This is a genomic window from Pseudomonas sp. CFBP 5748 (genome assembly GCF_053850495.1).
Genome location: NZ_JBSPTN010000003.1, coordinates 183,422 through 195,324, shown reverse-complemented (window position 1 = coordinate 195,324; position 11,903 = coordinate 183,422). Strand labels below are relative to the sequence as shown.

At 56.5% G+C, this 11,903-nt stretch carries 10 protein-coding genes; 2 read left to right on the top strand and 8 right to left on the bottom strand.

Translation table 11 applies throughout. From position 1 onward, the window contains the following. Window positions 1-2: 2 nt before the first annotated feature. The 7 genes from ddpC to ACWNZ1_RS08470 all read right to left on the bottom strand — a co-directional run bounded on the left by ddpC (window position 3) and on the right by ACWNZ1_RS08470 (window position 7,749). Window positions 3-884 (bottom strand): D,D-dipeptide ABC transporter permease, encoded by an 882-nt coding sequence (ddpC, locus tag ACWNZ1_RS08500; protein ID WP_135845450.1) that lies wholly within the window; start codon window positions 882-884, stop codon window positions 3-5. A gap of 1 nt (window position 885) precedes the next feature. Next, window positions 886-1,902: an ABC transporter permease gene (locus tag ACWNZ1_RS08495; RefSeq protein WP_456027557.1), complete on the bottom strand. Its 1,017-nt coding sequence runs from the start codon at window positions 1,900-1,902 to the stop codon at window positions 886-888. Window positions 1,903-1,978: 76 nt separating this feature from the next. Beyond that, complete coding sequence (locus ACWNZ1_RS08490; protein WP_135845448.1) at window positions 1,979-3,559, bottom strand: ABC transporter substrate-binding protein; 1,581 nt, start codon at window positions 3,557-3,559, stop codon at window positions 1,979-1,981. Between the two features lie 151 nt (window positions 3,560-3,710). Then, window positions 3,711-4,262 (bottom strand): D-alanyl-D-alanine dipeptidase, encoded by a 552-nt coding sequence (gene ddpX, locus ACWNZ1_RS08485; protein ID WP_135845447.1) that lies wholly within the window; start codon window positions 4,260-4,262, stop codon window positions 3,711-3,713. Between the two features lie 38 nt (window positions 4,263-4,300). Then, the gene (locus ACWNZ1_RS08480) at window positions 4,301-5,155 is read right to left on the bottom strand and encodes a MurR/RpiR family transcriptional regulator (protein ID WP_135845446.1); all 855 of its coding nucleotides are present in this window, start codon (window positions 5,153-5,155) and stop codon (window positions 4,301-4,303) included. A 331-nt stretch (window positions 5,156-5,486) separates the two neighbouring features. Continuing rightward, window positions 5,487-6,518, bottom strand: a complete 1,032-nt coding sequence (rtcA, locus tag ACWNZ1_RS08475; RefSeq protein WP_135845445.1) for an RNA 3'-terminal phosphate cyclase — start codon at window positions 6,516-6,518, stop codon at window positions 5,487-5,489. 4 nt (window positions 6,519-6,522) lie between these two features. Beyond that, the gene (locus tag ACWNZ1_RS08470; protein ID WP_135845444.1) at window positions 6,523-7,749 is read right to left on the bottom strand and encodes an RtcB family protein; all 1,227 of its coding nucleotides are present in this window, start codon (window positions 7,747-7,749) and stop codon (window positions 6,523-6,525) included. A gap of 205 nt (window positions 7,750-7,954) precedes the next feature. Between ACWNZ1_RS08470 and rtcR the strand changes: the two genes are divergently transcribed. Further along, entirely contained in the window at window positions 7,955-9,583 is a 1,629-nt protein-coding gene (gene rtcR, locus ACWNZ1_RS08465; RefSeq protein ID WP_280944938.1) for an RNA repair transcriptional activator RtcR, read from the top strand. 69 nt (window positions 9,584-9,652) lie between these two features. Further along, complete coding sequence (locus ACWNZ1_RS08460; protein ID WP_456027556.1) at window positions 9,653-10,387, top strand: PA3715 family protein; 735 nt, start codon at window positions 9,653-9,655, stop codon at window positions 10,385-10,387. A 128-nt stretch (window positions 10,388-10,515) separates the two neighbouring features. Here ACWNZ1_RS08460 and ACWNZ1_RS08455 read toward each other — a convergent pair whose 3' ends face one another. Beyond that, window positions 10,516-11,853 carry a hypothetical protein gene (locus ACWNZ1_RS08455; protein WP_135845441.1) on the bottom strand — a complete coding sequence of 446 codons (1,338 nt, stop codon included), beginning with the start codon at window positions 11,851-11,853 and terminating at the stop codon, window positions 10,516-10,518. Between the last annotated feature and the right edge of the window lie 50 nt (window positions 11,854-11,903).

Below are 11,903 nucleotides of genomic sequence, written 5' to 3'. Positions count from 1 at the left end.
GGTCATTTCCCCTGTTGCCGTGGATCGAGCAGATCGCGTACGCCATCGCCCAGCAAGTTGAACCCGGTGGCCGTGATCAGAATCGCCAGGCCTGGAAAGGTCGAGTACCACCAGTTGTCGAGAATGTAGTTGCGCCCGGTGGCGACCATCGCACCCCACTCGGCCGTAGGCTGCTGCGCCCCCAGGCCGATAAAGCCCAGGGCCGAGGCCATGAGGATCGCGCTGCCGATATCCAGGCTCAGTTGGACCAGCAATGGCGGCATTGCATTGCGTGCCACGTGCCAGTGCACGACGTGCCAGCGCCCTGCCCCGAAGGTTTGGGCGGCCTTGACATACCCCATCTCGCGGATGCTCAAGGCTTGGCCGCGGGCTAGCCGGACATAGGAAGGAATTCGCACAAGCGTAATCGCCAGCATCGCGTTGAACAGGCTCGCGCCCAACGCAGCTGCCAAGGCCATGATCAGTACCAGCGATGGCACCGACAGCATGATGTCCATCAGACGCATGATCAACGCATCGAAACGACCACCGATAACCCCGGAAAAGCACCCCAGCAAACCGCCAATAAAGCAGGATGCAAAAGCCACGAACAGACCGACGCCCACCGACTGCTGGCTACCGAAGAGCACGCGACTGAACAAGTCGCGGCCGACTTCGTCGGTGCCGAACCAATGGGTGCTGGATGGCGGTGCCAGGCGCTCGGCCAAGTTCAGTGCGTTAGGGTCGTGACTTGCGAGCCAAGGGGCGAAGATCATGCACAGCAAGACGATAAAAGTGATCGCCAGACCCGCCATGGTCAGCGGGCTGCGGCGGATGCGGAAGGTCAGATAGGCGAGTTTTTCGTTCCAGCGCGGGCGGCGCGTGGCTATCAGGGTCGCGGACATTTCAACTTACCTCGCCGATGCGTGGGTCGATCACGCGGTACACAATATCGATGGCCATGTTCAGCAGCACATAGATGAACGAAACCAGAATGGCGAAGCCCATCACCGCCGGGAAGTCCAGTGACTGGATCGACTTGACGACATAGGCACCCATGCCCGGCCAGGCGAAGACCGTTTCGGTCAGCACCGCGCCATACAGCAAATCCCCAAGGGTCAGCCCGAGGACAGTCACCGAAGGGATGAGCGCGTTAGGCAGTGCATGGCGCAGGATCACAGTCCATCGGGACAAGCCGTAGGCGCGGGCGGTGCGGATATAGTCTTCGCCGAGTTGATCAAGCATGGCTGAACGAATCTGTCGTGCGACGACCCCCAAGGTCACGAACCCCAGGGTTGCCGCCGGCAGAATCAGATGCTCCACGGCATCGAGAAACAACGAGCCCTCACCGGCAAGCAGCGAGTCGAGCAGATAAAAGCCGCTGATTGTCGGCGGCGGAGCAAGCCCTTCGGACAGCCGCCCTCCTCCCGGCAACCAACCCAGATGACCGTAGAACAGAACGATTGCGCCCAGGCCTAGCCAAAAGGCAGGCGTTGAAATGCCGGTGACTGCAAGGGTACGGGCGATCTGGTCAATCGCCCGATTATGGTAAACCGCTGATAGCACGCCAAGCGGCACACCGGCCAGGATTGCAAGCACCAGCGCTACCAGTGCCAGCTCCAGCGTCGCCGGGAAGAACGTCTGCAAGTCTTCCAGAACGGGACGGCTGGTGCGTATCGAGGTTCCCAGGTCTCCCTGCATCAGGTCCATCAGGTAACGACCGTATTGTTGATACAGCGGCAGATCCAATCCCAATTGATGACGTATGCCCGCCACCAACGCATCACTGGCACGGTCGCCAGCGATCAATCGAGCAGGATCACCGGGGATCAGGTGCGAAATAGCAAAGGTAATCAGCGAAACGCCGAACACGACCAGCAACAGGCCGAGCAGGCGCTTGCGCAACAAAGTCAGGAAGGCCATTTTGGCACCTCAGTCACACTCGCGACGAAAATCAGAAGCCGCGCCAGCCACGAATGGCCGGCGCGAGGGAGCCGGTTTACTTGCTCATACTGCCCAAGTTGAACACCTGTTCGAGCATGGGGTTGAACACGTAACCCTTGACCGAATCACGCATCGGCAAGGTGTAGCTCTTCTGATAGAGGTAGGCGTAGACGCTGTCCTTGAGCACCATTTTCTGCGCGGTCTGGTACAGCTCGACGCGTTTCGCGGTGTCACTATTCGCGGCCGCTTCTCGGATCAGCGTGTCGACTTGCGGGTTGCTATAGAACGAGCGGTTGCCTTGCAGGCCCTGCATCTTGGAGTCGAACCAGAAGTTCATGAACATGTACGGGTCGGCAAAATCCGGGCTCCAGGCACCGACCGCGATGTCGTAGTCCGCCTGGCCGACGCGCTCACGCAGCGTGGCATTGGCAAGCTTTTCCAGCTTGAGGTTGATGCCCAGGGGCGCCAATGCAGCTTGCAGGGTCAGGCCGATCGGTTCCCAGTTAGGATCCTTGTCCGAATACATGTAACTGAGGTTGGTGATTTTCTGCGGTGCTTTGGCGAGGCTGTCCTTGGCGGCTGCCATGTCCTGCTTCATCGGCGGCAACGAGCTGTCATACGCCCACATGCCGTCCGGGATTGGCCCGTTCAGGAGCTTGGCCTTGTCCCTGAGAATGCCTTTGACGATGCCGTTGTAGTCCACCGCTTCGGTGATCGCACGACGAGCATCGACGCTGGTCAGTGGGCCCTTCTTGTTGTTGAGGTAAAGATAGGTGACCCGTAGCGACGGGAACTCCTTCACCGCCACACCGGGCTTGCTGGCAAGAACGCCGAGCTGGTCTTCGGGCATGTCTTCGATGATGTCCAGGTCACCCCGTTCCAATTGCAAGCGACGCACGGAGGGCTCACCGATGATCTTGATGACCACGGTTTTCAGCGCAGGTTTGGGACCGGCGAAGTAGGTGTTCGGCTCCATGGTCAACGACTGGCCTTTTTGCCAGTTGCTCAAGCGGAAGGGACCGGAGCCTGCGGTATGGCTCGACAGCCAGGCATTGACGTCCGCGCTTTTATTGACCACTGCGGGGTTGATGATCGAAGCACCATTGTGGGCCAGGGTAAACAGGAACGGCGCGAAAGGCGTCTTCAGAGTAAACCGAATGGTCTGCGGGTCGACAACCGCGACCACCATGTCCTCTGGAAATGCACCGGAAGGTCCCTGCTTGAGGGTCATCAAGCGATCAAAGGAGAACTTCACCGCGGCGGCATCTACCGAGGCGCCGTCATCAAATTTGTTGCCGGGTTTGATCTTGAACTCCCAGACCAAATTGTCCGCAGAAACTGTCCAGCTCTCGGCCAGGTCGCCCTGAACTTCGGTGCTGCTTTTGTCGCCTTCGACCTTGTAGCCGACCAGGCGCTGGTACGATGGGTAGGTAATGGTCCAGTCGTTGTTATCGAAGGTCACGGCCGGGTCGAGGGTCTGGGGATCAGCGGGTTTGCCGATGACCAGGGTGTCTTGTGGTACAGCTGCTGTCGCGGCCTGCCAGGCACCGAGGCTCAGTGCACTGCACAAAACGCTCAGCAATAGCTTGCCAGCGCCGGAAAAGGTTTTGCTGGTCACGGTGTTCATTGGGTTCATGCCGGTTTCCTTGATCATTCGATAGAGGGAAGTACGTCAGGTTTTTTATAAAAGCTATAACCGGGCAGTTGCAGGTGAAACGTAAGTAACGCTGTCTTGTTATTTTGTTATCAGCCGCACTGAACGTGGGCTGCGCGGCGTTGCAGGGCTATCAATCCGTGGTTTGAACGTCCTCCAGTAATGGGTAGTCATCGGCATTCGGAAGTTCGTAATGCCACCACTCGGTGGCAATCGTCTGGAAGCCGGCGGCGAGCATGATCCCCACCAACAGCAGTCGATTGCGTTGCACGTCTACTGGCAAGTCGGGATAGAACTGGTGGGATTTTTCTTCCATTGCGTCGAATTCGGTCCCCATATTCAACGGCTCGCCATCAGCACCGACCAGGGTCAGGTCCACCGCCACGCCGCGGCTGTGGTGGGAGCCCAAATGCGGGTCACGCACGTAGTCGTTGTTGGGCAACGCGTCCCACAGCAGATACTGAGCATAAGGCGGCCGATAGGCGTCATAGATGCGAAGGATAAATCCGGCCTGACGAGCGAGTTGACTGGCCTTGTACAGACAGTCGGCAGCCTGGTGATGTAACAGGCAACGCGCATCTGGATAAATCACTCTTCTTGCCAGGTTGTCTGCACCGGCGTAGATCAAATCGATTTGCACCTGGTAGCGCTGGGCATCGATCTCTACAAGGGGGCTGTTGTTCACGCCAATACTCCAGTTGGGATTCGGTGGGACGATGAGGATCAGCCTTCGAACTGACCGAAAGCTTTTTGCAATTGACGGTTCTTGGCCAAGCGCTTATCGAGTCGATCGCCGTATTTTTCAGCGACGGCTGAGACGATCAGATTTAACAGGCAGGCTAATGGCGCAGGGGAATCCCAGAACTGCCCGACATCGGTTTTCAGCTGCAAGAGGTCAAGTGGGTAGTCTCTGGCCCACGGGCATTGCAGGTCGGTGATCAGCGCCAATGGGAGGTTGTTGTCTATGGCTGCGTCGCAGAAGGTCTGAGTCACACTGGAATAAGCACGGAAATCCGCAATGATCGCGTAGGGATTGGCGAAGCCGGAATTCAGGGTTTCTGCGTAAATGCCGGATAAACCATCGACGTAGTAGACCTTGGGCCGGATGTACTCAAGGTGGCTATGGAACGCTGTGAGAATCCCTCGAGTGGACTGAATGCCGAGAATAAATACTGCATCGGCTTCGTAGATGCGTTGCACGATATGGGCGAAGGCGTCGCTGCGCGCTAAACCGTAGACATACCGAATGGCCTCGATCTCGCGACTCAGGGAACGATCAAGAGCATCCTGCTGATTGCTTTCGGCACGAAAGGCGCCGATGCGATCGGTGATAAGCCACGACGCTGGCGTTTCAACGCGCAGGCTCTGTTTGATTTCATCGATGTTCTGGTAACCAAGGGATCGAAAAAAGCGCCCTACGGAAATCCCAGTGGTGGAGGTCTGCTGCGCGATGCTATCAGCCGACTCGAACGGAAGCTGTTCTGGGTTACCCAACAGATAACTGGCGATCCGCTTGCCGGTCGGGGTCAGGTTGGAGAACTCTCGCTCCAGCAACTGCAGGAAGCTGTTCTTTTCCATGGACTTTCAGAGCTCCCGAATGCGAAATGTTATTGCGCTGTCAATATTTTCATATGTGTTAGAATAATAACATTCGCTTTCGAAGCAATACAATGACTATTTCAGCAGGCGTCCTACGGTGATCAGGCGGCAGCACCTGGGTGCAGAAGCTGCATGGCCAGGGATCGGCCGAAGACGCCCGAACACGAAACGGCCGCGAAGAAAAACCCCAGTGGTCTGTCGATCGCTGGGGTCTTTCGTTTGGCTAGAGACCGGCCGGCTTCGCCGGGAGGCAGGCACTGCTTTATGCCCATCACATGGTCCAGGTGTTTGTGCGTCGCTCTGATGGTATTTAGCGAGCCTGAAGCTCAACCACAATGTTCCCTTGATCGCAAGATTGGACAAGGCGTACATCAACCGCGATGAACTGTTGGATAACAGCCGCGTTCGTTCGGATGTGATTACTCAAGCGCACCGTTGTCAGTTTGCCTGCGCCCGCAATTGCCATCGGCAACATCAGCTGATCCGCCAGGCGGTTTCCTACAGCGGCATTCGATTGGGCCCACACTGTGAACTCGTCTAGCGCCACGTCAGCTACCCGCTCCGCGCGCATTCGCTCTTGGCCGATACTGGTAAACACTTCGGTGACGCCAGCCTTCACGGCAGTGATCGACACAGCATTGCCTGGGCCAGCCTGGTCACCCAGGTCGGTAACAGACAGGTCGCGACGCTCTATCTTCAGCCTCGCCGAGAGTCGATCGAGCTCTCGGCTCCCAATCGAGACAGGAATGGCCGAAACCAGCGCTCCCGCCGAAACGATTGAGATGGGCTCCATTCCACCGTCCAACTCCAGCGGTTTGAGTGCAGAAGGTCGTATAGTGGCTTCGATCAGGCCCCCTCCGCCGGGAACAAACCCATAATTAAGTAGCGCCAATTCCACCTGCGCCCCCATGCGCCGCACCAGAGGCAACCACGCCTGTTTTATGAATTCGAAGGGCGGCGCCGCCGGATTATGCGTCCCGCCGGTGATCCGGACTGTACTGGGCCCGTCAGCCTGCAAAAGTGCAGGTAACAGGGTCTGCAATACCAGCATAGTGCTGCCCGCGGTTCCGATCGCGAATGAATACTCCCCGGCCTTTACGCCTCCCGGGTGGAACTCAATAGCTGTCGAGTTGAGTTCCGCCCCAAGGGTTTTAGCGCCACAAATCTCAGTCGCTGCGCGTACCGCGGTCAGGTGCTGGCGCAACAATCCGGGACGGGAGCGCTCACCGCGTATTCCCGTCATCCGAAATGCCCGGCCGGTGATAATGGAGAGGCTGAGGGCGGTACGAAGCACCTGCCCTCCTCCGTTGGTGCCGTCGATCAGAATCAGATCCTGGTTCATCACGTCAGCCCTTCACGCAGACGACTTGGCGCAAGGTATGGACCACTTCAACCAAGTCGCGCTGGGCAGCCATCACCGCATCGATGTTCTTATAAGCCATCGGAATCTCATCGATCACAGCAGCATCCTTACGGCACTCAACATGGGCGGTCGCCCGCACCTGATCGTCAACAGTGAACAACGCCTTCGCCTTGGTACGACTCATCACCCGACCAGCACCGTGCGAACAACTGCAGAACGCCTCCTCGTTCCCCAGGCCGCGCACGATGAAGCTCTTTGCGCCCATCGATCCGGGAATAATCCCCATCTGGCCCTTCTGCGCGGATACGGCTCCCTTACGGGTGAGAAGGATATCCTCCCCGAAGTAGGTGCCCCGCTCCACGTAGTTATGGTGGCAATCGACGGCGATTAGCCGTGACTCGAAAGGCTTGGTGATAATCGACCGAACGGCATCCAGCACCGCCAACATCATGACCGCGCGGTTCTGCTTGGCGAAGTCCTGGGCCCACTCAACAGCCTCAACATAATCATCGAAGCTGGATGTTCCTTCTCGCAGGTAGGCCAGGTCCCGATCCGGCAGGTTTACCATGTGCTCGCGCATTTCCTCACGGGCCTTCTCGATGAAGTAGGAACCGATCGCGTTCCCTACGCCACGGGAGCCGGTATGAAGCATCACCCACACATGATCGGCTTCGTCCAGGCACACCTCGACAAAGTGGTTGCCTGTACCCAGCGTTCCAAGATGTTTGCGGTTGTTAGACTTTTCAAGGCGTGGGTGTTTGTCGGTGATGAGGTTGAAACGCCCCTCAAGCGCCGACCAGGCCTGATCGACAATCGTCGGGGCGGTTTCCCAGGCCCCTTTGTCACGGCCGCTACGCCCTGAGGTGCGTCCGTGCGGAACAGCCTTCTCTATTGCGGTGCGCAGGCTGAACAGGCTATCGGGAAGGTCGCCGGCGCGCAGCGAGGTCCGCACAGCCGACATCCCACAACCGAGGTCGACCCCCACGGCGGCGGGAATGACCGCGCCCTTGGTTGGAATCACGCTCCCGATAGTCGAGCCTTTCCCCAGATGAACGTCGGGCATGACGGCCATGTGCTTGAACACGAACGGCATCTGTGCGGTGTTTATCAGCTGTTGCTTAGCTTCGGGTTCAACCGGGACGCCTCGGGTCCACATTTTGATGGGCTTGCCGTTTTCAACCTCAAGCAGTTCGAAGGTTTGAGTGGTCATTATTTTCGCTCCTATGATTTCTGTTTGGGAGCTCTATAGCGAGCGGCGTGCCAATTTTACGGGCGGACGTTTATTTTTCTACTATCTTACTGATACATAAAGACTTTATACGGATTTAAAGAGATTCAATCACAGCATTGCTATTCAGTAGCGAGTCGAAAAACTATACTGATTTATCGTCACCTATCTTTTTGGATATCACGAAGTGCAGGTCAAAAAAACAGTCGCCATTGGCATTCTAGGGACAAAGCTCGACCGTGCTGGAAAAGGTGAGCAGCGCTGGAACAGATGGCGTCCGACCATCTCGCTTTGCCAGCAGCCTGATCTGGTGATTGATCGCCTTGAACTGATTCACGGGGAAGCGCGCTGGGATACCGATCTCGCCTTGAAGGTAGCGGCTGATATTGTGCAGGTATCGCCAGAGACCGAGGTTCGCCTGCATAGCATGGCCATGCGAAACGCCTGGGACTTCGAGGAGGTTTATGCCGCATTACATGACTTCGCGGCTGACTACCCATTTGACACAGAGCGGGAGGATTATCTTGTTCACATCACTACGGGCACCCATGTTCAACAGATCGTCTGGTTCCTGCTGGCCGAGTCCCGGCATGTCCCTGCCAAGCTGATACAGACGCAGCCAAGTGGTCTGCGGGATGACGTCTCGGCATCGGTAGGTAAACACGTTGTCACCGACCTGGATCTTCAGCGCTACGACCAGATCGCGAAGCGATTCCAAGCTGAGCGCCTGGAAGGCACAGAACTTCTCAAGTCCGGCATTGAAACCCGCAACGCGGCTTTCAACCGTACGATAGAGCAGATCGAACGGGTTGCCGTGCGATCCCGTGCCCCGATTTTTATTAGCGGCCCAACAGGGGCCGGCAAGTCTTTTCTGGCACGGCAGATCTACGAGCTCAAACGGGGACGTCACCAGATCGATGGGCCGTTCGTCGAGGTGAACTGCGCCACGTTGCGCGGTGATACAGCGATGTCGACGTTGTTTGGCCATACGAAAGGCGCGTTCACTGGCGCCCAGCAGGCGCGAGAGGGCTTGCTGCGCTCGGCCCACAAAGGGGTTTTGTTCCTCGACGAGATCGGAGAGTTACCGCTCGATGAGCAAGCGATGCTCCTGAAAGCGATTGAGGAGAAAAAGTTCTTGCCGATGGGTTCTGATAAGGAGGTCGAGTCTGACTTCACCCTGATAGCGGGTACTAATAGAGATCTGCATCAGCGCGTGATTGAAGGGCTGTTTCGCGAAGACCTGTTAGCCAGAATAAATATTTGGACTTTTGTGTTGCCCGGGCTGGCTAACCGAAGCGAAGACATTGAGCCGAACATAGATTTTGAATTGCTGCGATATGCCAGAGATCACGGCCATATGGTTCGCTTCAACATCGAAGCTCGGCGCCGATATCTCTCCTTTGCTACCGATAGGGATGCCACCTGGCCAGGAAACTTCCGACAACTTTCTGCTTCGATCACCCGGATGGCCACACTCGCTGATAGCGGTCGCATCGACATGGCACTTGTGGAGGATGAACTGGAACGGCTGCGCCTGGATTGGCGGATACCGACCGCTTCGGACCCATTGTCCGAGCACCTGGCTGAAGCAGGCCTTGAGATTGATTTGTATGATCGCCTTCAACTGGAGTCGGTCTTGAGGATATGCAGCACCGCAGCTAGCCAGGCTGATGCCGGTCGCAAGCTCTTTGCACACAGCAGATCAGCCAAGGCATCGCCTAACGATTCCGATCGAATTCGAAAATTTCTAGCTCGATTCAACATCACATGGAGCCAAGTCCACGAGCTCGTAGCGCATCGTCATGGGCTAACTTGATACGTTACGTCCGTTACGGCGTCGCCCTACTATAATTATTGCCCCCCTCCCCTAAAGGAATAGGTTTCAATGAGAGCACTCGCTGTCTTACCGCTGTTTTTCTTCCCACTGGTCGCCTTGGCTGACTGCACAGATCAACTGCAAACGTGGGCCAAGACCCTGCGTCCGGATTTGAAACTCGACAGCGAACATGCTGTGTGCAGGATCAATCCGGCGAACTCCAGCCAAGTCCTGGCTGCCCTGCCCTTTGCCGAGAATGTTGATGAGGATGGCCAGGGCGAATATGGCCTGGCCGTGGTTGTGGCCAATGCCTCCAGCGGCAAGATCGTTGCCCATCACTACCAAGCGGCTTCAATCAGTTCAGACGCCGTATATTTTGAAAGTCTCTCGCTGGACACCGCCCGCTATCAGCTTGCACCGCAGATACGCGCGTTTGGTGTGCGAGTGGCTTATCAGGGATCATCCAGGGTCAATCCTTTTAGCAGTACGACTTTGAATCTCTATGTACTCGATGGCCCAGCGTTGCGCCCAGTCATGAACACACTGGAAGTCAGCAGAAGCAACGGTGAGTGGGATGGCTCCTGTACGGGGGATTTCATCCAGACATTGCGTACTGTCTCCATCGGAGATACGAGCAAGAATGGCTTGGCCCGTATTTATGTTAATCAGAAGACAATCAACACTCAAAACCACACCAGGGGTGAGGACTGCGAAAACGTCGTTGGCAAGCCCACCGTGGCCAAGTTCACCTTGGAATACGATGGCAACCAATACAGTGTGCCCGGTGAATTGTCATTTCCGTAAATGGCGGCGTTGATGGCGCGCTTGTTGTTTCTTGGCGGCGCGCTTTGATCATCACACTCACTCCTTCAGCCAGCCAGTGCCGTTACATCGCCAAGAAGAACGCTAGCCGTCCACTTTGCTTGAACAGTTTAGGTAATGATGCTCTGAAGCGCCGCCATCAGAGTGGTACCCGACGTATCTTGCACAGGAAAAAGCTGGTCCACGGCATAGCTAACGCTAGGAAACTCTCCGTAACTGACGGCCGTCTCGCCGGTCATATCGCTAAATAAAACGTTGCCACTGGGGTAAGTCGTCGGCTCTACCATGTAGAGCCCCCAATTGGCACTCAGTGTCACCTCGTCGCTGAACTCATAGAGACAGAAGCCCATCAGGTAGCTGCCGGTATGGGTGGCGAGATAACTCACAATGGTCTGTACGATGTCCAGGGTGACCGTGGTGAACTGTGCTTGCTGCCCGCTTGCTCCATTGTCCGACCGCGTTACCCCTATTTCACTGAGCAGCAAGGGAACGCCAAATTGCTGACCGGGCCAGTTCAGGCTGTTTGTCGTCGCGTTACTGGACCAGCTGTCGTATTGCCTCAACGTCGTGGTCAAGCCCTCCCCGACTTGATAGATATTGACGCTGTTGAAGTACCAGAGGTTGTTATAACCGATGATATCGCCGATGCCGGCCCAGTTGGCCGAGAACGTCGCGCCATCGCCGCCCGTGGTGCCCTCCGGCAGATTAGTGTTGGTCGTCACTCCATTGAGGAAAGCCTGAAACCAGTAGCTCAACGGCGGATTACCCGACGATGGATTGCCCTGGTCTGCGTTCGAGATGGGGCTGGTCAGTAACACGTAGCGATATTTCGCGGTACTGATCTGCAGTTGCAGGTTAACGATCCACCAAATCACCCTGGCCAGGCGTGATCCCGGAGCAACCGCCCCGCTGCTTCCCTGACCGACAAACGTATTGATATCGATCTCGTTGCCAACGGAGAAACTATGGACGGCCGGATGGATATCGCCGCTGACCACCACGCTACTGACAAATTGCTTCAGTGCGCTCTGTATGTCGGACGGCGCGCTGTCGAAGCTGTATGAGGCGTCAGGATCGTTACCGTTCCACGCATAAGTGTCGTCCGACAGGAAATAATTGGATATGGGCACCACAACCTTTACGCCACTTTGATGCGCATAGTCCAGAAAGTTGATATGCGCGGTGCCATACGTTCCGTTCCAGCCACGTGTTGCACCCCAGTCATAGAGGCGAACCAAGTTAAAGCCGAAGCTGCCGATCACTCCGATATCGTTTCGGTAGGCGTTGCCGCTGGTGTCCTGCCCGGTATTCCAAAGCGCCTGGAAACTGTCGTTAAAGAAGTCGGAGTCAGAGAACTGCGCTTGTGCCCCGGCGTTGGAATAGGGGGGAGACCATGTCGTCCATGTCGGGCTGTATACCACTCCAAATACGGTGTCCGAAGTTGCCATTTTCGATCCTTCCTTTCATGGGTGAAAAGCTGCTTCGCCTCAACTGCGCA

Excerpts from the sequence above, each read along its gene's own strand:
- ddpC (WP_135845450.1), bottom strand. The coding sequence starts at position 884 with ATGTCCGCGACCCTGATAGCCACGCGCCGCCCGCGCTGGAACGAAAAA.
- ACWNZ1_RS08495 (WP_456027557.1), bottom strand. The coding sequence starts at position 1,902 with ATGGCCTTCCTGACTTTGTTGCGCAAGCGCCTGCTCGGCCTGTTGCTG.
- ACWNZ1_RS08490 (WP_135845448.1), bottom strand. The coding sequence starts at position 3,559 with ATGAACCCAATGAACACCGTGACCAGCAAAACCTTTTCCGGCGCTGGC.
- ACWNZ1_RS08480 (WP_135845446.1), bottom strand. The coding sequence starts at position 5,155 with ATGGAAAAGAACAGCTTCCTGCAGTTGCTGGAGCGAGAGTTCTCCAAC.
- rtcA (WP_135845445.1), bottom strand. The coding sequence starts at position 6,518 with ATGAACCAGGATCTGATTCTGATCGACGGCACCAACGGAGGAGGGCAG.
- ACWNZ1_RS08470 (WP_135845444.1), bottom strand. The coding sequence starts at position 7,749 with ATGACCACTCAAACCTTCGAACTGCTTGAGGTTGAAAACGGCAAGCCC.
- ACWNZ1_RS08460 (WP_456027556.1), top strand. The coding sequence starts at position 9,653 with ATGAGAGCACTCGCTGTCTTACCGCTGTTTTTCTTCCCACTGGTCGCC.
- ACWNZ1_RS08455 (WP_135845441.1), bottom strand. The coding sequence starts at position 11,853 with ATGGCAACTTCGGACACCGTATTTGGAGTGGTATACAGCCCGACATGG.